Consider the following 22,497-nt stretch of genomic DNA (forward strand, 5'->3'; position numbering starts at 1 on the left):
AGTAGCCATGAGTTTTGAGGACGGCACCATTTCCGAGGTCACACTTGACCGAATCCGGGCTGCTGCTACTTACATGGGGCTGCCGGTCGTGGAGGCGGAGAACAGCGTCGTTGTTCCCGCCGAGACTCACGTTACGGTGATCACCGTGCAGGAAGAGTCGCCACGAACGCTCTCGTTCACCTCCCGCGCACGCCATAGCGCGGCCCTGGCCGACATCGCCGAACTAGCTCAGCTGTGCAATGAATGGAATCACGATCGCCTCGGACCGACCGCCACGCTCGTCGTCGGTGACGATGGTTCTGTCGAGGTCGTAGCGCGCGTTAGCGTCCTGGTGGTTGATGGGCTGAGCGACGCCCAAGTGTTGGATCACATGCAGCTGTACGAGTCCACCAGCAAACTCTTTTTCCGCGAGCTGAGCAACGCCCGACCCGAGTTCAGCGACCTCTCCCCTGATCAGCGTGAGACACAGGACCAGGATGCCGCCAAGCGCAGCATCGGGCACCGCCAGCACCGCGGAGTAGAGGATTCCGTATTGCGCAATGCCGTTCAGCAAGAAGAGGACACCGTGGAATCATCCATCAAGCCGGTCACTCTGGACCGCATCTTGACCAGCCTCGAGTCCCTCGGCATCACGCGCGTACAGCGCGACCCCGAGGGCTTGATGGCCTGGATCAATGGCATAGCGTTTGGCTTCTTCGTGGACAACGGACCCAGCTTCCTGGTTAAAGGGCACTGGGATCCGGGCCTCGATCCGGAAAACGACGCCCTGCGCATCTTCTTGCTCTGCAACGACCTCAACTGCGAAAAGCCGCTGCTGAAGGCCTACACCCACACCGACGATGACGGCTTACAGGTGCGCATCGAGTACACGGCCTCCGTGGTGCAGGGGCTTAACGACGATCAATTGGACTCCCACGTCATGCACGCCCTCAACCTGATCCTGCACGCGCTGGATGACATTAGCCGCGACGCCACCGGCTCCAGCGCCGTGGATTGGCCCTAAATCTCCTGCCACTGCCGCATTACGAGTCCGCACCAGTGGGCCATCGTGGCCATCAAGGGGGCTGCGATCAGCGCCACGGTGGGATCGAGATCGGTAACCAGCTCCACCTGCTGCCCCGGCTGCACCGTAGGCAGGTCAGGGATGGTGTGCAGGGCGTGCGATACCGCATCACCAACCAGGAAGAACGCTAGTGCCCCGGTCACGGCACAGAGGCCGGACCACAACACACCCCGCGTCGAGGGCCGGGTGCGCGTTGCCGCCACTGCTAGCGAGCCGACGGCAACGCCAAGCAGCCCCGTGAGGACGACGAACCACATGTAGCTGTTCACGCTGGCATCGGTGTTAGCGATCAGCGCCAGCCCCGCACCATCCTCGGTAACCTCTGTGAGCACGCGCGGGCGCAACCACCCCCACAGGGCCCCAAGCGTCGAGTACCCCAGAAGGGCAACGCCAAATAGTCCCGCAGCATCACCCACTGCGGGACCAATCCGTGGTCGAGTTCGCGTTAGCGGCAGAACTTCCACTCCCCGCCCTCATTGCGGAAGCGCTGCGTCTTGGTGTCGGTGCCTTCTGCGGTGGAGGCGGTGATCGACGCGGAGGCCACGTCCCCGTTGACGACCACGTTGCTCACATCCTTGATGCCAGAGGCATTCCAACCCGGAAAGTTGTTCATCGGCATGTTGGGCACACCATCCAGATTGAATGCCTTCTCACCGCCCTGCTCGGCGACGACCTCCTGGCAGGAGTGGCGCGGCATGTAGAGCAGGAAGTCATGCAGCGTCTGCTGCTCGTACAGTCCGCCAACCAGCGTGGTGATCTGGTGAACCTGGTCAGGGTTGGCAGGCTGGCCTTGGATGGGGTCGATCTCCGCTACCTGGATGTCGCCATTCTCAAAGGGGTTCTCCCCTGCCGCTGCCGCCCCTGGAGCCGGTACGGGGACGGCTGGAGCGTTTGCGGAATCCCCCTTCTGCGGGGACTTAGGCTGATCGGAGGGCTTCGTCGTCGACTCTTTCGCGGACGTCGTGCTGGACGACGTCGTCGTTGCCGAGCTGCTGGGCTTTGCCGATGAGGTCACCGTGCTCGTGGGCGCGGGGGCGTTAGCCGATTCCTCCTTGGAACCGCACGCACTGAGCACAAGTGGCACGGCAGCCACAACGGCTACAGCGGGGGCAACACGGGAAAGACTCGCAAACACGAAGGGTGATCTCCTTAAATCAACAAGTGCGGCAAACATCCGGACATGAAGGTCTATCGCATCAGTTGTGCCGATCGTAACAACCTTCAACTGTCCGCCGCGTAGGCGTTGTCTAGCGGATTACGCAAAGAATCCTGTGAACGCTCACCTGAGGTTTAACGCTATCGTGGTGCACCGTGAACCTGACTCGCGATGCCATTGTCGACGCCGCCCTGACCATCCTGGATACCTACGGTCTGGCCGATATGACGATGCGACGCGTGGCCACGCACCTCTCGGTAGCTCCCGGTGCGCTGTACTGGCACGTGGCCAACAAGCAGGCACTCATCGCCGCGCTGGCGCAACGAATTGTGGAGCCAGCGCTGAACTCGCCCGCCCAGGATGCTCACGAGCGCACCCAGCTCATCGCTGGTGCACTGGTGTCCCACCGGGATGCCGCTGAGCTGTGCTCGATCGCAATCGCCCAGCCAGAATCTGCCGTGCGACGCGAGATCGAGGAGTCTTTGACCACTGCGCTTGGTTCCATTCCCGACTCGCCCGTCGCTGCCCGAGCGCTGCTCCATCTGCTGTTGGGTGCCTGCGTCAACGAGCAGACCACGCGGCAGCTGGCAGCCGCTGCCGGATCCGACGTGGTTGTGAGCGGGTATGGGGTAAGCCGGGACGTCGAAACGCAGGTTGCACTGCTGTTGCGCGGTCTTGGGCAAGCTACCCCGCTAGACTAAGCCGTCATGAGTTCTGCGAATACTGAAGAGCAACCCGTCTGGCCCGGCTCTGCTTATCCCCTCGGCTCCACCTACGACGGCGCGGGGACCAACTTTGCACTGTTCTCGGATGTTGCAGAACGCGTCGAGCTTTGCCTTATCGACCGCGATGACAACGAGACCCGAGTGGAGATCACCGAGGTCGACGGCCACGTCTGGCATTGCTATCTTCCCGGAATCGTTCCGGGCCAGCGCTACGGTTACCGCGTCTATGGTCCCTACGACCCGGACAATGGCCTGCGCTGCGATCCGTCCAAGCTGCTGGTGGACCCATACGCCCGCGCCTTCGACGGCGAGTTCGACGGCGACGCCTCCCTGTTTAGCTACGACATCTTCGCCGATGAACCGGGTGCGGGCCGCAACGAGTCGGACTCCTTGGGCCACACCATGAAGTCTGTGGTGATCAACCCCTTCTTCGACTGGGGAAACGACCGCGCCCCCAAGACCCCGTACCACGAGACAGTGATCTACGAGACCCACGTCAAGGGCATGACGGCCACCCACCCGGACGTTCCCGAACACCTGCGCGGAACGTATGCCGGCATGGCTCACCCCGCTGTGGTCAACTACCTCAAAGACCTCGGCGTCACCGCAGTCGAGCTGATGCCCGTGCATCAGTTCCTGCAGGATGATCGCCTGCGTAACCTGGGACTGCGCAACTACTGGGGGTACAACACCTTCGGGTTCTTTGCCCCGCAACAGGACTACGCGGCTGCGCAGCGCCCAGGCGAGGCCGTCGCCGAATTCAAGGGCATGGTGCGCGCCTATCACGAGGCGGGTATGGAGGTCATCCTCGATGTGGTTTACAACCACACCGCTGAGGGCAACCATCTCGGTCCCACGATCGCCTTCCGCGGCATCGACAACCAGGCCTACTACCGCCTAGTCGAGGGCGACGAGGGCCACTACATGGACTACACCGGCACCGGTAACTCGCTGAACGTGCGCCACCCGCACTCGCTGCAGCTAATCCTGGATAGCCTGCGCTACTGGGTCACCGAGATGCACGTGGACGGCTTCCGCTTCGACCTGGCCTCCACTCTGGCGCGTGAGTTCAACGACGTTGATCGCCTGGCCACGTTCTTCGACCTGGTCCAGCAGGACCCGGTGGTCTCCCAAGTCAAGCTCATCGCCGAGCCCTGGGATGTCGGCGAGGGCGGCTACCAGGTAGGCAACTTCCCGCCGCTGTGGACCGAGTGGAACGGTAAGTACCGCGACACGGTGCGCGACTTCTGGCGCGGTCAGCCCGCCACCCTGGGCGAGTTTGCCTCTCGCCTGACGGGCTCCTCCGATCTGTATGCGGGTAGCGATCGTCGCCCCACGGCCTCGATCAACTTCATCACCGCACACGACGGCTTCACCCTCAACGACCTGGTCAGCTACAACGAGAAGCACAACTCTGAAAACGGCGAGGACAACCGCGACGGTGAATCCCACAACCGCTCGTGGAACCACGGCGTGGAGGGCAAGACGGACGACCCGGCGGTGCTGGAGCTGCGCGGGCGCCAGCGTCGCAACTTCCTCACCACCCTGCTATTGAGCCTGGGCACGCCGATGATCAGCCACGGTGATGAGATCGGGCGCACCCAGAACGGCAACAACAATGTGTACTGCCAAGACAACGAGCTGTCGTGGATGAACTGGGACCTGTTGGAGGAGAACTCCGAGCTGCACGCGTTTACCCAGCGCCTCATCGCACTGCGCCAGGAGCACCCGGTGTTCCGGCGCCGCCAATTCCTCTCCGGCGGGCCGCTGGGCTCGGATGTGCGCGAGCGCGACATCGCCTGGCTGGTCCCCTCCGGCGAACTGATGACGCAGGACGATTGGGATTTCGACTTTGGCAAAGCCTTGATGGTCTACCTCAACGGCATGGCCATCACCGAGCCGAACGAGCGCGGCGAGCACATCGTGGATGATTCTTTTGTGCTCATGTTCAACGCGCACGATGAGGACATCGACTTCACGCTGCCCCCGAAGTCCCTGGGTACGCGGTGGACGGTGGTCATCGACACCACCGAGCCGACCGGCTACCCCTTGGAGGCCCAGGAGATGTCAGCCTCCGATACCTTGCGGGTGCCGGCGCGCTCCACGATGGTGCTCAAGCAGCTGGCTCCCCCGGAGTTCGACGCCTAGAGCTCCATCCCGCGGTGGTGGATCTGCCAGGTGATTCCGAACTGATCCTCGCACCAGCCGTAGTTGTCCTTGGCAGGATCGTGGGACAGGCGAGCATGCAGCTGCTCTGCCTGCTCCGCGTCCTCGGCCATGACGTGCAGCGAGTTGCCGGCGGTGAAGGTGAACTCGTGCTCCACGCCGGAGTCCATGGCGGATAACCACAGTCCGCCGATGCGCGCATCGGAGTACATCACGTCGCCGCTTTCGGTGGACACGCCCGTGCCCGCGGCGGACTCATCGGTGTAGAAGTGGCGCACGCCGAGCTGGGAATCCGGGAACGTCTCCACGTAGTAGTCAACGGCTTCACGGGCCTTGCCGTGGTTGACGTTGCCAAACATCAGCGACGGGGTGACAAAGGGGCGCTCGTCGCCCTCCGGATTGGTCAGCATGAGCTGCCAGTTCACCCCATATTTGTCCTGCACCCACCCATAAAGCTGGCTAAAGGGATACTGCTGCAGCGGCATGAGCGCTTGACCGCCGTCGATAAGCACCTCCCACAGCTTTTCCAGGCGCGCGCTGGCGTCCTGCATCCGAGAGGGATCGAAGTTGAGGATGAAGCTTATCGACGGATTCACTGCGTGCTCATCCGCGGCGTTGATAAAGCCCAGCGAAACGCCTTCGATGTCTAGGAACTTCACGCGGGTCTTGCCGGCGAACTCTTCCAGGTAGTACTCGTGCGGGTCCGGGTAGGTCAGGCGGCCGGTCACCTCGGCGCGCACGTCGATGGACTGGAAGGCCTGAACGTAGAAGTCGCAGGCCTCGTCGGCGGTGCGGTTCATCCATAGGGTAGGCGTGATCATCTGGGTCATGTCCGCCCACCCTATCGATCCGACCACATATGCGTGGATTTTGATTAGTCTCGGGTGACATGAGCACTTTGAAAGACCCCCGCACGTTGTTCGAAGCTATTGAGCCGCCGGCGCAGATTCAGGAGGAGCCCGGACTGGAGACCGAGGCCACCCCGGTCCCGGACATCGGGCTCGACTCCTACGTTGGCCACGGGCGGCTCAAGGGCCGTAAGGCCCTGATCACCGGTGGCGACTCCGGCATTGGCGCCGCCGTGGCCATCGCCTACGCCCGCGAGGGTGCAGACGTGGCCATCTCCTACCTGCCCAGCGAGCAGAAGGACGCGGACCGCGTAATCAAGGCGATCGAGGATGCGGGCCAGAAGGCCCTGGCGCTGCCCGGCGACCTCATCGAGCTGGAGCAGTGCGAAAAGATCGTGGCTGAAACGGTCAAGGCTTTCGGTGGCCTGGACATCCTGGTCAACAACGCGTCGCGCCAGCGGTGGCAGGAAAAACTCACCGACATCACCGACGAGGAATTCGACAAGACTATGAAGGCCAACGTCTACTCCTCCTTCCGTGTGACCAAGGCGGCGCTGCCGCACCTGGAGCCGGGTTCGGCAATCCTGTTTACGTCCTCGGTCAACGCCTACTCGCCCAGCCCGACGCTGATCGACTACGGCGTGACCAAGGCAGCCATGAACAACCTGGCCAAGGGCCTATCCGAGCAGCTCGTCGGGGATGGCATCCGCGTCAACTGTGTGGCACCCGGCCCGGTGTGGACGGTCCTTCAGCCCTCCCACGGCCAGCCGCAGGAGAAGGTTCAGGAGTTCGGCCGCGACACCGGCTTGGGTCGTGCCGGGCAGCCCGTGGAGATGGCCGGAGCCTACGTCTACCTGGCATCCGATGAGGCCTCCTTTGTCACCGGCGAGACCATTGTGGCCGCTGGTGGCGGGCGCATGCCGTTCTAAGAAATCTGGTTGAGAGGGGACGTCGAAAAGCGCCACCCCACCGCGTAGGCTGAGTCATCTATACGTGAGTCAGGAAAGGTGCGGTGGCGTGTTCAAAGCCCATGGTGCGACGGTAACGGTCACGGCAGATTCCGTGGAGGTTCAGCGCTCTGCGTTGTCTGCTGCGTTGCTCGGCGACGAACTTCTTTCGATCCCCTTGAGCGAGATCACAGGAGTGCACATCGAGGAGCCCACGGAGCTGGATCGTGGCGCGGTGCTTCTCGACGGCACACAGCACTCCATCGCGTTTGCACCCCTCCAACAGGAGCAGGCGCAAGCCCTCAGTGAGGCCATCGAGCGCGCCCGCAATGGGGAAGCTCCCACTACCTCCGGGGTTACTGGCCTAGACTTTGTGGCATTCGATGTGGAAACGGCCAACCCGGCGTTCGGGTCAGTGTGCCAGATCGGCATGGCCAAGTTCCGCGACGGCGAACTGGCAGAAACTCGCTCCTGGCTGTGCAAGCCTCCGCAAGGGCTCGATGATTTCCAGCCCAAGAACATGGAGATCCACGGGATCACCCCGGAGGACGTGGCCGACGCGCCGGCCTTTGCCGACGCTGCCGCCGAGGCCCTCGAGTTCTTAGGCGATATGCCTTTTGTGGCTCACAACGCGCAGTTCGACGCGACGGCGCTGCGCGATGCTGCTCAGGCCACCTCGCTCGACCTGCCTGACATTCTGTTTGGGTGCTCGCTGGCGCTGGCGCGCGCGGCCTCGCTCAAGGTGAAAAACCACAAACTGCCGACCCTGGCAGAACACTTCCATGCGGATTTGTCCCAGCATCACAACGCCGAGGCAGACGCGATTGCCTGCGGCGGCATCATCGTCGGTTTGGCCTCCGAGAGGAACTACCGCGGCGAGCTCATGGGCCTGTTCCACGACGCCGGCTTCACCCTCGGCCGCATCGCCGAGGGCAAGGTCACCCCAGTGCTCAAGGACCGTTCGGGTGCAGCCCGCGCGCTACAGCTAAAGGGGCACACCACCGCTTCCCCGCTGGGTGAGCCCGGCGCGGGAACGGACTTCCGCTCAACCGAAGACAGTGCGCAGGAAAAGAAGCCCACGCGCGGTCGCGGGCCGGCTCCCTGGTCAAAGGTGGCCACCCCGGAGACCATCCCGGAGCCAAACCAGGCCGCCGACCCCAACGACCCGTTGTATGGCCAGCAGGTCACCCTCACCGGAGACTTCGAGCCCTTTGACAAGGGCCAGCTGTGGCAAGCGATCGCCGAGCACGGCGGCCAGGTGGCCAAGAACGTGACCAAGAAGTCCACCATCCTGGTGATCGGCTCTTGGGGATCAATGACGTCGAAGGAGAAGCGCGCCCGCGAGCTCATGGACAAGGGCCAGGACATTCAGCTGTGGCCGGCAGACAAGCTGCTCGAGGTACTGGGGCTGAGCGAAGAGCCGCCGTTCTAAGCCGAGCACAAGACTTTTGCCCACGCGAGGGAACCGATGGGGGTTTAAAGCAGTCAAAGAGGGGTGAAACCACAAACTTCTGCGTGTAGCGAGGCCCACCCCATGACAACTGCTCTGTCCCCTTCCTCCACCACCCACCTACTCATCCCCGCGCTGCAGTGGCGGCGCGAGGACACGCCGCGTGCTCGTCGAGTAGCGGCAGTGGCCCTCTCCACCGAGCTCAATGCGGTGATCACCCTGGCATCGGTAGCCCAATCCGCCACCGAGCTGGGCTGCATGGGCTTAAGCATTAGGCAAGCGTGGGAGGAATCCGCGGACAACCTGCTCGCGCTGGCTGGCTCCCCAGACAACGTGGAGCTGCGCGTTAGACCCGGCCCCGATAGTTATCACCTGTTTGTGCGGGGCACCCGAGCCACCAGCTGGCTAGCTCATCCGCGCACGTTTCACTTCCTGCACCGCACCGTGCGCAGTCGCGTGGGGTTCGATCCGGTCTTTCACCTTCCGGCTTTGGATTCGGAGTATGTGGAGGTATCCACCACCCGTCGTACGCGCGAGACCTTCACCCATTCCGCGGTCTACCGCAACGGATTCCCTGTTCCCGCGCACTTGGGGCACACCCGTAGTAACGCATTCCTGCTTGCCGCCTAGGAAACTGCCTATGCTGGGACGTCGATAACCCGTCGCACAAGCCTAGACAGGAGCACCGCTTCCGATGCGCCGAGAACTCACCGCCACCTATCGCCTCCAGCTGCGGGGCCCGCAGGCCGACCCGTCTGGCCGAGCCTTCGGGTTTGCCGAGGCCGCAGAACAGGTGGAGTACCTGGCGTCTCTGGGCGTAAGCCATATCTACCTCTCCCCGATCCTGACGGCCGTTCCCCACTCGAATCACAACTACGACGTCATCGACCCCACCACAGTCAACCCCGAGCTTGGCGGCATCGAGGGGCTGCGCGAGTTGGCTGAGCGCGCCCATAAAGCGGGCCTGGGCATCATCGTGGACATCGTGCCCAACCACATGAGCGTGGAAGTCCCCCAACTCAACGCGTGGTGGTGGGACGTGCTTAAGAACGGCCAGGACAGCCAGTTCGAGCACTACTTCGACATCGACTGGCATGACGACAACGGCGCCAACGGCAAGTTGGGCCTGCCGGTGTTGGGCGCCGAGGGCGATGAGGACAAGCTCACCCTCGAGCACGACGAGATCGTCAACGAGCTGACCCTGGCCTACTACGACAACCACTTCCCCATCAAGGAGGGCACCTGCTCTGGCGTGGATGACGACCCCGTCGCCGTCTATGAAAAGCAGTCCTACCGGCTGATGTATTGGCGCGACGGCGTGATCTCGTACCGCCGTTTCTTCTCGGTGAACACGTTGGCGGGTATTCGCCAGGAAGATCCCCTGGTCTTTGAGCACACGCACCGCATCCTGCGACAGCTCATCTCGGAGGGGCTTATCGACGGCGTCCGCGTTGACCACCCCGATGGTCTGGCTGACCCCTTTGGTTACCTGCACCGCCTGCGCGAGCTCATCGGAGATGACCGCTGGCTGGTGGTGGAAAAGATCTTGTCCGCCGACGAGCCGCTGGATCCCCGCCTGTCGGTGGATGGCACCACGGGTTATGACGCCCTGCGCGAACTCGACGGGGTGTTTGTCTCTCGCGAGGCCGAGGACACCCTCAGCATGTTGGCCCTGCAGCAGTCTGGTTCTACCTGGGACGAGCATGCCTTCGAGGCCACCGAGCACCAGCTCAAGCGCGACGTGGCCGAGACTGAGCTGGGTGCCGAGGTCGCCCGCCTCGCACGTGCAATTCGACGCGACAACTTCTCCACGGCCGGCTCGACCGTCTCGGAGGAAGACCTGGTCAATACCATCGTTGATCTGGTTGCCGAGATCCCCGTCTATCGTGCCGACTACATCTCGCTCTCCCGCGTAACCGCCACGGTGATCGCGGACCTCTCGCGCCGCTTCCCTTCCCGGCGCGATTGCCTGGATCTCATCGCCGCTGCGCTGATCGAGAACGGAGAGGCCAAAATCCGCTTTGCCCAGGTGTGCGGTGCGGTCATGGCCAAAGGCGTGGAGGATACGACCTTCTACCGGGCCTGCCGTCTGGTCGCCCTGCAGGAGGTCGGAGGCGCTCCCGGGCGCTTTGGCGTCTCGGCTGCCGAGTTCCATCTGCTGCAGCAGGAGCGTGCCCGCCTGTGGCCGCGCACGATGACCACTTTGTCCACCCACGACACCAAGCGCAGCGAGGACGTTCGCTCGAGGTTGATCGAGCTGACAGAAACGCCGAACGACTTCGCCGAGCTGGTGCGCCGCTGCAGCGCCCAGGTCCCGGCCCCCGATACCGCGACCGGGCTCTTCCTCTTCCACAACCTGCTGGGCGTCTGGCCCACTGACGGCGAGGTCACGGACTCGCTGCGCCAGCGCTTCCATGACTACGCGCTGAAGGCGATCCGCGAGGCCGGCCGCATCACCACCTGGGTCGATCCCGATGAGCGTGCCGAAAAGGCCGTGCTCGACTGGATCGATGCCGTCATCGACGGCCCCGTTGCTGCCTCCATTACCCGGTTTGTGCAGCCACTCGACGCCGCCGCCCGAGTGCTCAGCCTTTCGCGCAAGGCGCTGCAACTGACCGGCCCGGGCATCCCGGACATCTTCCAGGGCCAGGAGTTCTTCGACGATTCCCTGGTCGATCCGGATAACCGACGCTTTGTGGACTACACCGCTCGCGCGCAGTCCCTGCAGCAGGCAGACACGCTGGACAAGGTCCGCGCCCAGGCAGCGCAGTTGCGCGAGACGGTTCCGGTTGGTGCCCTGAACGCCTACGACTACCTGGCTGAGCATGCCGATTGGGCCAAGCAACACCTCACTCACACGATCCTTCAGCTGCGTCTGCGCTACCCGGACATGTTCGTCTCCGAGGGCTACCAGGCTGTCTTTGCCGAGGGACCAAGTTCCGGCCACCTCATTGGCATGGCCCGCTCCACCCGCGGTGGGGACATCGGTGTGATCACCGTGGCCACCCGCCGCCCCCAGGTACTGGACCTACGCGGCGGGTGGGGTGAGTGCACGCTCACTCTGCCGGACGGCACGTGGACCGATGCGCTAACCGGCCAGGAGTTTTCGGGCAAGACGCCGGTCTCTGCCATCTTCGACGTGTTCCCGGCCGCCGTGCTCGTTGCGGAGGATCATGCCTGAGAAGATCATTCGCCAGCTAGGTTCGCGCTATCACGAGTGGATTAGGCAGCACCCGCAGGCGGCGGAGGACTTTGCCGAGGACATCGAGGATCTGCTCAACGATGCCGGCGTGACCTTCGATCGCGTCACCGCGCGCGTGAAAACGTGGCCTTCGCTCAAGGCCAAGGCCCGCAAGCGGCGCTCCGATGGTCAGCTCGCCTACGCAGAACCCTGGACGGACATCCACGACATCGTGGGCGTGCGGGTTAACGTGTTCCACTCGACCGAGATCCCGCTGGCCATCGAGGTCTTAAGCCAGTGGTTCGAGGTGGTTCGCTCCGTGGACAAGGCAGCGGAGACCCGCGTGGCTGGCGGCTTTGGCTATGGCTCCCATCACCTGGTGCTGCGGGTGCCAGAATCCAGCACCGATCTGGCCGAGTACAGCGGTTTTACCTTCGAGGTCCAGGTGCGCACCGTCCTGCAGCATGCCTGGGCCGAGTTCGAGCACGACATCCGCTATAAGCACGGCTCCGAGCCCCTGGATCCTCAGGTCGATCGCGCATTCACGCTCGCCGCCGGTTTGATTGAGCTCGCCGACCAGCAATTCGACCAGATCGCTGCTCTTAAGTCCCCCAAGAAGGACATCCCGGAGCACACCGGGGATGTGGAAATCAGCGCCGAGACGCTGCCCGGAATCCTCACTATGCTGCTGGGCAATCGGTTCCCCCGCTCGCGTTCCGAGAACTACCGCTGGCTGGAGGAGCTACTTACCGCCAATGGAGTGACCACCGTCGCGGAGCTCGCCGAGCTTCTCGACGACCTCGCCATCGAGACCGTCACCGCCGCCGTGAACTACCGGTTCCAACCCGGCCAGGTCCGGCTTATCGACGACCTTCTCCTCCACCGATTCGGGGAGCAGCACATCGCGCGCACAGGCGACTCCGGAAACCGATCGACCCATCGCCCGCGGCGCCTGCGTGCCCGCCTGAACGCCCTGCGCAAGGGCTAGGGCCTTACCTACTGGCGGCGGCGCAGGCGCTCCAGCTCGCGGCGGTCTTTCTTAGTGGGCCGACCTGCCCCGCGATCGCGCTGGGGCATAGACGCCAGGATCTCCTTGGGCGGCGGAGGTGGGGAATGGTCCGCATAGCAGCGCCGGGCAATCGGTGCGCCTACTCGCTTGCGCACGGTGGCCAAGACCTCGAGGTCGAACTCTCGGTGGTCCTTCCAGATGCGCACGCGGTCCCCTGGAACGACCTGCTGGGCTGGCTTGGTGGCGGAACCGTTGAGCTTGACGTGCCCGGCGCGCACGGCCTCGGCGGCCTCGGAGCGGGTTTTGAAGAACCGCACGGACCACACCCAGGCATCAAGCCGAACGGGCATGCCACTGGGATCGGTCATAGGCTACGAACCTAGTCCTTGTGGTTAATGATCTGGTTGATGCGCAGTGCGTTCCAGCCACCGCCCACCACGGCGATGATCAGGCCGAGGGTGACCCAGAACATGGAGTGCGATAGCAGAAAGCCCACTAGGAGGCCGCCGCCGATGCCACCTCCCACACAGATAGCGGCATTGCGCGAGTGCTTTCGCACCTGGTCCTTGCGGTGCTGGATCGGGTTAGAGGGTCGGGGCTGAAGCGTCATGCGCCCTATTCTAACGCTCGACCCATGCCGAGCCGGCAGCACTCGTGCGCGCTGCTCCCTTGGTCACGGATGCCAGCACGGCCTCGAGCTCCTCGCGGGTCCCCGGAGCTACGGCGAGGGTATAGCGTGCTTTGGAGCCGTACTCGACGTTGGTGATATCCACCCCGGCTGCGCGCAGCTCTGACTCACAGCGCCCGGCATCAGCGTGGGTGAATTCGACGGTGTACAGTTCGCGCTGGCTGCGCTGGGCACGCTGCACGGTCTCGAGTACCTGACCAACGGCCTCGGAATACGCATGGGTCAGCCCACCGGCACCCAACTTGATTCCGCCGAAGTACCGGGTGACCACGCAGGTGACGTCGTAAAGCGAGGATCCTTTAAGCTGCTGCAGCATCGGAGCACCGGCGGTTCCGGAGGGCTCGCCGTCATCGGAGGAGCGCTCGATGGGGGTGGCGCCGTCGACGTGGATGACCATCGCGGAGCAATGGTGGCGGGCGTCGGGATACGTTTTCCGGATCTGCTCGATGAACTCCCGGGCCTCATCCTCGGTGGAGGTACGCCGCAGGTCGGCGATGAAGCGGGAGCGCTTGATCTCTAGCTCGGCGGAAAAGACGGTGCCGGCCGTAGGCAGACTGTATTCGGTGATCATGGTTAGCACCGCATAATACCCGTGCGCCCACGGGGCATTTTGCCTAGCGTGAATAGGTATGAGCTTTCCCCTTAAAGTCTGGGCACCGTACGCCACCGACTGCCGCGTACTCATTGATGGCCAGCGCCATGACCTCACCCCTGGAGAGCAAGGGTGGTTTGGTGGCGAGGTCGAGATGCAGGAAGGCTCGCGTTACGGATTTGAGCTGCTCAAGGACGGTGAGTGGAGCACCCCGTTGCCGGATCCGCGCACGCGTTCTCAGCCCGAGGGTGTACATGGCCTCAGCGAGTGGGTCACCGCCGACTTCGCCTGGAATGACCACGACTACGCGGGCCGCCAGCTCAATGAGATGGTGATCTACGAGCTGCACACGGGCGTGTTTACGCCCGAGGGCACGCTGGATGCCGCGGCAGAGAAGCTGGATTACCTGCAGGACTTGGGAATCAATACGGTGCAGCTGATGCCGGTGCAGCCCTTCGGTGGGGATCGTAACTGGGGTTACGACGGCGTGGAGCTCTACGCCGTGCACGCCTCATACGGTGGCCCCCGCGCGCTGAAGCGCTTTGTCGATGCTGCCCACCAGCGGGGTATGGCGGTGCTTCTCGACGTCGTGTTCAACCACTTCGGGCCCGACGGCAATTACCTCGGAGCCTTTGGCCCCTACACCGCCGGCGGCTCGACCGGCTGGGGTGAGGTGGTCAACCTCAGCATGGCCGGCTCCGACCACGTGCGCTCTTTTGTCCTCGGCGCGGTGCGCCAATGGCTGGAGGAATTCCACGTCGATGGGCTGCGCCTGGACGCGGTGCACGCCTACGACGATCGCCGCGCCTACAGCATCATGGAGGAGATGCGTGCGGTCGCAGACGAGGTGCAGGCCCTGGATCACCGCCCGCGCACGCTCATCGCAGAGAGCGACCTGAATAACCCGCGCCTGATCACCCCACAGTCAGAGGGCGGGTTCGGCTTGGATGGCCAGTGGGTGGATGACATTCACCACGGATTGCACAGCCTGGTCAGCGGGGAGACCGAGGGTTACTACTGCGACTACGGAACCCTGAAGATTTACGCCGAGATTCTGCGCCGTGGTTGGCGCTTTAACAACGACTACTCGGAATTTAGACAAAAGACGCACGGCCGCCCCCTGGATTTGGAGCGCACGCCTTCATGGCGTCTGGTCACCTACACCACCACGCACGATCAGACCGGCAATCGCGCCGCCGGCGACCGGCCCTCCATGTATCTGAGCCCACGCCAGCAGGTGCTCAAGGCCACGCTCACGCTGCTCTCCCCCTTCACCCCGATGCTGTTCATGGGTGAGGAGTTTGGTGCACGCACGCCCTTCCCGTTCTTCTGCTCGCACACCGACGCCGACCTGCTGCAGGCGACCCGGGACGGACGCCGCCGGGAGTTCGCGAACATCGGATGGGATGAGAATGACATCCCCGACCCGGCCGCAGAAGAGACGTTTGAGTCGGCCAAGCTGGTGTGGAACTTCGATGAGGAGCAGCAGGAGATTCACGCTGCGTATAAGCGCCTGCTTGCGCTCAGGGCAGCGCACGACATCGCGCATCCGCGTCTCGACGAATGGATGGTCGACCACGGCGCCGAAAATGACCGCTGGCTGGCATTCGGCCATGGTCGCTTCCTGGTGGTGGCCAACCTATCCGACCAACCAGTGTGTGCGCCCTACGCCGGGGAGGCGCTGTTTGGCAGCGGGGAGGTCAACCCCGACGGTGCGAGCACCTCGCTGGGCGCGTGGAGCTGCGCGCTGCTGGCGACGCGCTAACCGGAAGCGCTAGCCAGAAGCGCTAGCCGGAAGCGCTAGCCAGCGACGACGAAGTCGTACTCCGGGGTGCCTGGCTCGAGCCGGCGGCAGTCGATACGCGAGGCCTCCATGCGCTCGAGTAGACCGGCCAGATCGGCAGCGCTGCCCAGTTGCAGGCCGACTAGGGCGGTACCGGTCTCGCGGTTGTTGCGCTTGAGGTATTCAAACAGGGTGATGTCGTCATCAGGCCCCAGGATGTCCGTGAGGAAGGCGCGCAGCTGGCCCGGTTCCTGCGGAAAGTTCACCAGGAAGTAGTGCTTCAGGCCGCGGTGGATCAGGGAGCGTTCCATGATCTCGGCGTAACGCAGGACGTCGTTATTGCCCCCGGAGATCACGCACACCACGGTGGATCCGGCCGGGGCGTTAAGTCCGCGCAGTCCAGCAATGGACAGGGCTCCGGCAGGCTCGGCGATGATGCCCTCGGACTGGTACAGATCCAGCATTTCGGTGGCTACCGCCCCCTCATCAGCATGCGTGACGTGGACGCGCTCGCGGTTGGCATTGACCACCTGGTAGTTCACGTCACCGATGCGACGAACTGCGGCGCCGTCGATGAATGTGTCCACGTCCGGCAGGCTCACCGGCTCCCCGGCCTCCAGTGCGGCCTGGAGCGAGCGTGCGCCCGAGGGCTCCACACCCACGATTGAGGTGCGCGGGGCCATGTCAGCCAGGTAGCTGGTGATGCCCGAAAGCAAGCCAGCCCCACCCACCGGCACGACCACGGTGTCCAAAGACTTGCCCAGCGTGGTCAGCTGGCTGACGATCTCGGCAGCCACAGTTCCCTGGCCGATTACGGTGTTGCGGGCGTCGAAAGGCTCGACGATGGTGGCACCACGCTCAGCCGCATCTACACGCGCTGCGGCGGCAGCCTCGTCGAAGTTGGCACCGGTGACTACAACCTCCACCATGTCGCCGCCGTGCACGGCGATGCGATCACGCTTTTGCTTAGGCGTCTTGTTGGGCACGAAGATGCGGCCCGGGATGCGCATGGTCTTGCAGGCGTACGCCACGCCCTGAGCATGGTTGCCGGCAGAAGCTGCCACGATTCCGGCGGCAGCTTCCTGCGTGGTGAGGTTGGACATGGAGAAGTAGGCACCGCGGATCTTGTAGGAGCGCACATCCTGCAAGTCCTCGCGCTTGAGGTAGACCTCAAATCCGGTCTCTTCGCTCAGGCGGGGGCAGAATTGCAGCGGGGTCGGTGCAATGACCGAGGAAATGCGCGCCTGTGCGCCTTGGATGTCGGAGGCGTGGATGGGCTCAAACGGTGCTTCGGTCATACCTATAAATCTTAGCCATGGAGGTCCATTCATTCAGGCTTCACCCTGAGCTCTCCTCACGTTTAAGTGACACAGCTACAAATCAGTAAATACCCACGTTGTTGTCACGCTACTCAAGGAGTTAGACATGTCCCCTCTATCCCGCGCCGGCGTCATCGCGCTGTGTGCTTCCACCGCGCTGAGCGCGTTTGCACTTCCTGCGGGAGCGGAGATCGTCGATAAGCCCGTTCATGCAGCTGGAACCGAGTCGATCACCTTGAGCCCGATCGGGTCCTACGACACCGGGATTCTGGATGAGTCTGCGGCTGAGATCGTGTCTTACCACAAGCAGTCGACGACAATCCTGACGGTGAATGCGCAGGCAGGACACATTGATCTGCTCGATGCTTCTGATCCCACGCAGCTGGCCAAGCGCGGGGAGCTGGCCGTTGAGGGCTACACGCTGAACTCCGTGGACGTGCGTGCCGACGGCTTGGCGGTCGCCGCCGCAGAGCCCGCCGAGGACAAGACTGCGCGTGGCAAGGTGGTGTTCTTCAACGTCGCCGACGGCGTGATCTACCGCGAGGTGGAGGTCGGGTCGCTGCCGGACATGGTCACCTTTAACGAGGACGGCAGCTTTGCGCTGGTGGCCAACGAAGGCGAGCCGGCAGAGGACTACTCCGTGGACCCGGAGGGGTCGGTCTCCGTGATCTCGGTGCCAGCCGAGCCCAATGGCGACTATGAGGCGCGCACCGCCGGCTTCGGCGCCTGGGACGCGCAGAGCCCCGAGGAGCTGTTTGCCCAAAACAACATCCGTGTCTTCGGCCCGGAGTCCAGCCTGCGCGCCTCGGTGAACTTTGAGCCCGAGTACATCACCGTCGACGGCGACAAGGCCTACGTGACGCTGCAGGAGAATAACGCGATCGCGGTGGTGGACATCGCCACCGCCACGGTGACTGACGTGTTTGGGCTGGGCACCATTGATCGCAACGAGGTGCCGTTCGATCCCTCAGACAAGGACGAGACCTTCGAGCCGCGCACGTATCCGGTGAAGTCTCTTCCGCTTCCCGACGCCGTGTCTCACGTGAACGTCGGCGGCACCACCTACCTGGTCACGGCGAATGAGGGTGACTCGCGCGATTGGAAGGGCTACTCCGAGGAGATTCGCGTCAAAGACCTGGGAGATCCGAAGGAGACCGAGTTTGGTGGGCTGGACCCGGAGGTCTTTGGCCCCGAGCTGGCCGAGGATGAGCACCTGGGTCGGTTGAACATCACCACCGCGCACGGCTACGACGCCGAGCGCAAGGTGTTCACCGAGCTCTACACCTTTGGCGGGCGCGGGATCGGGGTCTACACCACCGACGGCCAGCTGGTGGCAACCTCGGGCGATGAGTTCGAGCGCATCACCGGCCAGGCGCTGCCGGAGTACGTGAATTCCAACCACTCCGAGTCCAACTTTGAGGGCCGCTCGGACGACAAGGGCCCGGAGCCCGAGGCGCTGACCACCGCCGAGATCGCCGGTGTTCCCTACGCGTTTGTGGGCAACGAGCGTGTGGGCGGGATCATGGTGTACGACCTGAGCACTCCGCAGGCGCCGAAGTTTGTGACGTACGTGAACAACCGCGACTTCTCCGTCTCCGCCGAGGATGATGGCCTGGCCGGGGCCGGCGACCTGGGCCCGGAGGGCGTGAAGTTCATCGCGGCCGCGGATTCCCCGAACGGCAAGCCACTGTTGGTGGTGGGCAACGAGGTGTCTGGTTCTACGACCGTGTTTGAGATCGGCGGCCCGGCTACCGAGTTCGCCGGCCCGGGGGCGTCGTCTGAGCTGCCGGGCAGCTCACTGTCCTCCGGCAGCTCACTGTCCTCCGGCAGCTCCCTGTTCTAGGCGCTGCGTGTGTGCCTTGAGGCTGGATTCGATCGCCTTGAGGTAGCGCAGCACGGTGTCTTGTTCCTCGGGTGAGAGTGCCGCGACGATGTCCTCGGACTCGGCGAGCACCGGGGCGAGCATGCTCATCACCTGCGCGTAGGCGGTGGGTGTGGCCTCGACGACGGTGCGGCGGCGATCCTGCGGGTGGGTAGCGCGCGTGACGTGACCGCGGGCGACCAGGCGGTCGATCACCGTGGTGGTGGCCGCGTTGGTCAGGTGTAGGCGTTTGGCCAGGTCCGTGGGCGAGTGCGGGCCCTGTTTGAGCAGTAGCTGGACTGCGCGGAAGTCGGTGGCGTTCATGCCGGCGGTGTTAGCGGCCTGAAAGGCGATCTCGTCATTCCACTTGAGCACCTCAAAGAGGCGGCGGGAGATCGGGTGAAAGCGCGGGGTGGGGGTGGTCATGGAGATTCGTCCTGGAATTTCTGCACCATCGGATAGTACGATTTTCTAAGTATATCCACCTCTCTCCCACCCACACAGGAGGCAGGCGTGTCGCCTCGCATTGTCCGACGCTCCCGCTGGGCCAGCGCGATCCTCATGCTCATCGGCATTGGGCTGATCCTCATCGGCCCCACCCCACAGCCCAGTAATCCCACGGGCATGATGCCGGACGACGCGGACTCCACCCGCGTGTCCCAGATCGTCGCCGAGCAGGGCGAGCCGGGAGACAACCAGGCGGTGGTGTTCTTTAGCTCCAGCTCGGGCACGTTGGATGTTGCCCGCCTGCAGGAGATCGCCCAGGAACTCGGCGGGCCACTGATCCCCAACGAGGACGCCACCGCGGCACTCGTGCCCACCACCATCGAGAGCTCCACGCTGACGGGCAACAGCGAGGCCGTGACCCAACTGCGCGAGCGCCTCAACGCCGAAGCCCCACAAGGTGTCAGCGTCAAGGTCACCGGCCCGGCGGCAATCAGCGCGGATCTGTCCGCCGTGTTCGAGGGCGCCAACGTCACGCTGTTGGCGGTGACCGGGCTGATCGTGGCCGTGCTGCTGATTTTCACCTACCGCTCCCCCGTGCTGTGGATCATCCCGCTGGCGGTCATTGGCGTCGCGGATCGCGTGGCGGCCACCGCTTTTACCTGGGTGCTCGGCGCGCTGGGAATGACGTGGAACGAGTCGACGGCCGGCATCGTCTCGGTGCTCGTCTTCGGCGCCGGCACCAACTACGCGCTGCTGCTGATCTCACGGTACCGCGACGAGCTCACCCAGCAGGCCGATCGCTTCGCGGCTATGGCCACAGCACTTCGCCCCACAGCCACCACGGTCGTGGCCAGCGGCGGCACGGTGATCGTGGGAGTGGCCTGCCTGCTGCTATCTGCCACCCCGGCCAACCGCGGCCTGGGCGGTGCGGCGATGGTGGGCATCCTGATCGCCATGTTCTTTGTGCTGGCAGCCCTGCCCGGCGCGCTCGTGGCGTGCGGGCGCTGGGTGTTCTGGCCCAGGCGCCCGGAGCCGGGCACACAGGTCACACACGGCGTGTGGGCCAAGGTGGCGGACTACGTGGCCGCGCGCCCGGTCAAGGTCGCGTCAGTCACGCTGATCGGTCTCCTCGCGGCGGCGGCGGGCTACCCGTTCGCCTCGGTGGGACTGAAGCAAGAGGACCAGTTCATCTCCACCCCGGAGTCGGTCACCGCGGCCGCCGAGCTGCGCGAGGCCTTCCCGGAGAACAACGCCACGCCGGCGCGCGTACTCACCACCGAGCCCGAGCGCGTCACCCAGGAACTCACGGCCGCGGGCATCACCGCCACGCCGCCGGAACAGCTCGGCGAGTGGACGAGCATCCAGGCGACCGCCTCACCCGAAGGCACCGAGCTCGTGCCGGCGATCAGGGATGCGGTTGCCGGCACCGACACGCTCGTGGGTGGACAGGATGCCCAGCTTATCGACGCCGCCCGCTTCGCAGCCCAGGATCGAACGCTCATCTTCCCGCTTGTACTGCTGGTGATCCTGGCAGCGTTGATGGTGTTGCTGCGCAGCGTGCTCGGCCCGGTGATCATGGTCGCCTCGGTGCTGCTGACCAACCTGGCCGCGTTGGGCTTGGGCTGGTGGGTCAGCACGGGCATCTTCGGCTTCGAGCGTTTTGCGGAGACCACTCCCCTGTACTCGTTCGTGTTCCTCGTGGCACTGGGCATCGACTACTCGATCTTCCTGATTACCCGCACGCGCGAAGAGGCGGCCACTGCCGGCACCCGCGATGGGGTGCGCACGGCGGTGGCCGCCACGGGAGGGGTGATCACCTCCGCCGGAATCCTCCTGGCCGCAGTCTTCGCGGCCCTGGGAGTTCTGCCGCTGGTAGCACTCGCTCAGATCGGCGTGGTGATCTTTGTGGGCGTGCTGCTGGACACCCTGGTGGTCAGGCCCCTCCTCATCCCGGCGCTAGTCATGGTGCTGGGAGAGAAGTTCTGGTGGCCGGGAGGCGTCGAGAAGCGAGAGACTACTTAAACAGTTCCTTCGTAGCGATCTCCGCGCCCTTGACCACGGACTCGAGCTTGGCCCAGGCGAGCTGATGGTTCAGGCGGCCGCCAAGACCGCAGTCGGTGGAGGCGACGACGTTCTCCGGCCCGACCTGCTCGGCAAACTTGATGATGCGATCGGCAACCAGGCGGGGATGCTCGATCGCATTGGTGGAGTGCGACACCAGGCCGGGGTAGATCACGGAGTTCTCGGGCAGGGTGCGGTTGGTCCACACGCGCCACTCGTGGGCGTGGCGGGGGCTGGAGCCCTCGAAGGAGTAGCCGCCGACCTTGGCCTCGAGGATGACGTCGATGATGTCCTCGAACGGCACGTCGGTGGCGTGCGGGCCGTGCCAGGAACCCCAGCAGATGTGCAGGCGGGTCTGCTCGCGCGGCAGGCCCTCGAGGGCGGAGTTGATGGCGTCGATGCGGATCTTCAGCCAGTCCTGGAAGTCGGCAACGCTGGGCTCCGGGTTGATCTGGTCCCAGGCCTCGGCCAGATCAGGGGCGTCGAGCTGGACCGTGAAGCCGGCATCGGTGATCGCCTTGTACTCGTGGTGCAGGGCGGCTCCGCAGGCGTTGACCAGGTCGGTGTCGTTGTCGTAGTACTCGTTCTTCAAGCGAGCGGCCGATCCCGGAGACAGTGCAGCGATGAAGCCATCCTTGGCCCCGTGCTTGTCCATGGCCTCGCGCAGCAGCTTGGCGTCGGTGGCCACCTCTTCCTGTCCGATGTAGGTGACTTCACCGGTGAACTTGGGGTTGCCCACCTTGGCTCGGCCGGCGAAGATGCCGGACTCGGGGTCATTGTAGGCATCGGCAAACAGAGCACGATCGCGGCGATCAGCAAAGGAGGTCAGCTTGATGTTGCCCGGGGTGGAGCGCACGACGTCCTGGGCGGCCCAGCGGTCCTCGTCGGTCATGGTCAGCCCACCCAGGCGAGAGAACGAGTAGTTCCACCACGCGCCGTAATCGACGGCACCGGAGGTGATGTGGCCGTACTCGCCCTCGTTGATGATGTCCACGCCGAGTTCGACCTGGCGGCGCACTACCTCGTCGATCGAAGAGCGCAGGATGGCAAAGAACTCCTCGTCGCCAATCGAGCCTTCTGCGCGGCGTTTGTTGGCGTCGAGGAGTTCTGGGGTGCGAGGCAGGGAGCCGACGTGCGTCGTGCGGATCTTGTTCGCCATGGAAGAGGAATCTCCGTTCAATTGAAACCTGCGGTATAGACT

20 protein-coding genes are annotated in these 22,497 nt (G+C 64.1%); 11 read left to right on the forward strand and 9 right to left on the reverse strand.

The window, feature by feature from the left end:
* Nucleotides 1–7: 7 nt before the first annotated feature.
* A complete protein-coding gene (locus FHE74_RS03110; RefSeq protein ID WP_139465036.1) occupies nucleotides 8–1,003 on the forward strand; it encodes a YbjN domain-containing protein in 996 nt (331 codons plus the stop codon).
* On the opposite strand, the gene FHE74_RS03115 is transcribed toward FHE74_RS03110, so the two are convergent.
* Together FHE74_RS03115 and FHE74_RS03120 are read right to left on the reverse strand one after the other, a co-directional pair.
* A complete protein-coding gene (locus FHE74_RS03115; RefSeq protein WP_139465037.1) occupies nucleotides 1,000–1,479 on the reverse strand; it encodes a hypothetical protein in 480 nt (159 codons plus the stop codon). The genes FHE74_RS03110 and FHE74_RS03115 overlap by 4 nt on opposite strands.
* Before the next feature lie 29 nt (nucleotides 1,480–1,508).
* On the reverse strand, nucleotides 1,509–2,198 hold the full coding sequence (locus FHE74_RS03120) for a hypothetical protein (protein WP_139465038.1): 690 nt from the start codon (nucleotides 2,196–2,198) through the stop codon (nucleotides 1,509–1,511).
* A gap of 176 nt (nucleotides 2,199–2,374) precedes the next feature.
* Here FHE74_RS03120 and FHE74_RS03125 point away from each other — a divergent pair, with 176 nt between their 5' ends.
* Together FHE74_RS03125 and glgX are read left to right on the forward strand one after the other, a co-directional pair.
* Nucleotides 2,375–2,920 carry a TetR family transcriptional regulator gene (locus FHE74_RS03125; RefSeq protein ID WP_139465039.1) on the forward strand — a complete coding sequence of 182 codons (546 nt, stop codon included), beginning with the start codon at nucleotides 2,375–2,377 and terminating at the stop codon, nucleotides 2,918–2,920.
* A gap of 6 nt (nucleotides 2,921–2,926) precedes the next feature.
* A complete protein-coding gene (gene glgX, locus FHE74_RS03130; RefSeq protein ID WP_139465040.1) occupies nucleotides 2,927–5,092 on the forward strand; it encodes a glycogen debranching protein GlgX in 2,166 nt (721 codons plus the stop codon).
* On the opposite strand, the gene FHE74_RS03135 is transcribed toward glgX, so the two are convergent.
* Nucleotides 5,089–5,940 (reverse strand): VOC family protein, encoded by an 852-nt coding sequence (locus tag FHE74_RS03135; RefSeq protein WP_139465041.1) that lies wholly within the window; start codon nucleotides 5,938–5,940, stop codon nucleotides 5,089–5,091. The genes glgX and FHE74_RS03135 overlap by 4 nt on opposite strands.
* 59 nt (nucleotides 5,941–5,999) lie before the next feature.
* Between FHE74_RS03135 and FHE74_RS03140 the strand changes: the two genes are divergently transcribed.
* From FHE74_RS03140 to FHE74_RS03160, 5 genes are all read left to right on the forward strand, one after another.
* Nucleotides 6,000–6,887, forward strand: a complete 888-nt coding sequence (locus FHE74_RS03140) for an SDR family oxidoreductase (RefSeq protein ID WP_139465042.1) — start codon at nucleotides 6,000–6,002, stop codon at nucleotides 6,885–6,887.
* An 88-nt stretch (nucleotides 6,888–6,975) separates the two neighbouring features.
* Nucleotides 6,976–8,337 (forward strand): exonuclease domain-containing protein, encoded by a 1,362-nt coding sequence (locus tag FHE74_RS03145; protein WP_139465043.1) that lies wholly within the window; start codon nucleotides 6,976–6,978, stop codon nucleotides 8,335–8,337.
* A 102-nt stretch (nucleotides 8,338–8,439) separates the two neighbouring features.
* Nucleotides 8,440–8,985 (forward strand): hypothetical protein, encoded by a 546-nt coding sequence (locus FHE74_RS03150; RefSeq protein WP_139465044.1) that lies wholly within the window; start codon nucleotides 8,440–8,442, stop codon nucleotides 8,983–8,985.
* 64 nt (nucleotides 8,986–9,049) lie between these two features.
* Nucleotides 9,050–11,536 (forward strand): malto-oligosyltrehalose synthase, encoded by a 2,487-nt coding sequence (gene treY / locus FHE74_RS03155; protein ID WP_139465045.1) that lies wholly within the window; start codon nucleotides 9,050–9,052, stop codon nucleotides 11,534–11,536.
* Nucleotides 11,529–12,524, forward strand: coding sequence for a GTP pyrophosphokinase (locus FHE74_RS03160; RefSeq protein WP_139465046.1), 996 nt, complete (start codon nucleotides 11,529–11,531; stop codon nucleotides 12,522–12,524). The genes treY and FHE74_RS03160 overlap by 8 nt, the downstream gene beginning before the upstream one ends.
* Before the next feature lie 8 nt (nucleotides 12,525–12,532).
* On the opposite strand, the gene FHE74_RS03165 is transcribed toward FHE74_RS03160, so the two are convergent.
* Genes FHE74_RS03165 through FHE74_RS03175 form a run of 3 tightly spaced genes read right to left on the reverse strand, consistent with a single transcriptional unit; the run spans nucleotide 12,533 to nucleotide 13,804 of the window.
* Complete coding sequence (locus FHE74_RS03165; protein WP_139465047.1) at nucleotides 12,533–12,913, reverse strand: RNA-binding S4 domain-containing protein; 381 nt, start codon at nucleotides 12,911–12,913, stop codon at nucleotides 12,533–12,535.
* A gap of 11 nt (nucleotides 12,914–12,924) precedes the next feature.
* Complete coding sequence (locus tag FHE74_RS03170) at nucleotides 12,925–13,155, reverse strand: hypothetical protein (protein ID WP_139465048.1); 231 nt, start codon at nucleotides 13,153–13,155, stop codon at nucleotides 12,925–12,927.
* 10 nt (nucleotides 13,156–13,165) lie between these two features.
* Nucleotides 13,166–13,804: a YigZ family protein gene (locus tag FHE74_RS03175; protein WP_139465049.1), complete on the reverse strand. Its 639-nt coding sequence runs from the start codon at nucleotides 13,802–13,804 to the stop codon at nucleotides 13,166–13,168.
* Nucleotides 13,805–13,862: 58 nt separating this feature from the next.
* Between FHE74_RS03175 and treZ the strand changes: the two genes are divergently transcribed.
* Complete coding sequence (gene treZ / locus FHE74_RS03180; RefSeq protein ID WP_139465050.1) at nucleotides 13,863–15,590, forward strand: malto-oligosyltrehalose trehalohydrolase; 1,728 nt, start codon at nucleotides 13,863–13,865, stop codon at nucleotides 15,588–15,590.
* Nucleotides 15,591–15,625: 35 nt separating this feature from the next.
* Here the strand turns inward: treZ and ilvA are convergent, their stop codons facing one another.
* On the reverse strand, nucleotides 15,626–16,906 hold the full coding sequence (gene ilvA, locus FHE74_RS03185) for a threonine ammonia-lyase IlvA (protein WP_139465051.1): 1,281 nt from the start codon (nucleotides 16,904–16,906) through the stop codon (nucleotides 15,626–15,628).
* A 127-nt stretch (nucleotides 16,907–17,033) separates the two neighbouring features.
* Here ilvA and FHE74_RS03190 point away from each other — a divergent pair, with 127 nt between their 5' ends.
* Nucleotides 17,034–18,770, forward strand: a complete 1,737-nt coding sequence (locus tag FHE74_RS03190) for a choice-of-anchor I family protein (RefSeq protein ID WP_180339662.1) — start codon at nucleotides 17,034–17,036, stop codon at nucleotides 18,768–18,770.
* Here the strand turns inward: FHE74_RS03190 and FHE74_RS03195 are convergent.
* Nucleotides 18,741–19,214 carry a MarR family winged helix-turn-helix transcriptional regulator gene (locus FHE74_RS03195; RefSeq protein WP_139465052.1) on the reverse strand — a complete coding sequence of 158 codons (474 nt, stop codon included), beginning with the start codon at nucleotides 19,212–19,214 and terminating at the stop codon, nucleotides 18,741–18,743. The genes FHE74_RS03190 and FHE74_RS03195 overlap by 30 nt on opposite strands.
* Before the next feature lie 87 nt (nucleotides 19,215–19,301).
* On the opposite strand from FHE74_RS03195, the gene FHE74_RS03200 reads away from it, so the two are divergent.
* A complete protein-coding gene (locus tag FHE74_RS03200; protein WP_246049167.1) occupies nucleotides 19,302–21,257 on the forward strand; it encodes an MMPL family transporter in 1,956 nt (651 codons plus the stop codon).
* Here the strand turns inward: FHE74_RS03200 and FHE74_RS03205 are convergent.
* Nucleotides 21,250–22,455: a cobalamin-independent methionine synthase II family protein gene (locus tag FHE74_RS03205; RefSeq protein ID WP_139465053.1), complete on the reverse strand. Its 1,206-nt coding sequence runs from the start codon at nucleotides 22,453–22,455 to the stop codon at nucleotides 21,250–21,252. The genes FHE74_RS03200 and FHE74_RS03205 overlap by 8 nt on opposite strands.
* Between the last annotated feature and the right edge of the window lie 42 nt (nucleotides 22,456–22,497).

The organism is Corynebacterium tapiri (assembly GCF_006334925.1).
GTDB classification, from domain to species: domain Bacteria; phylum Actinomycetota; class Actinomycetes; order Mycobacteriales; family Mycobacteriaceae; genus Corynebacterium; species Corynebacterium tapiri.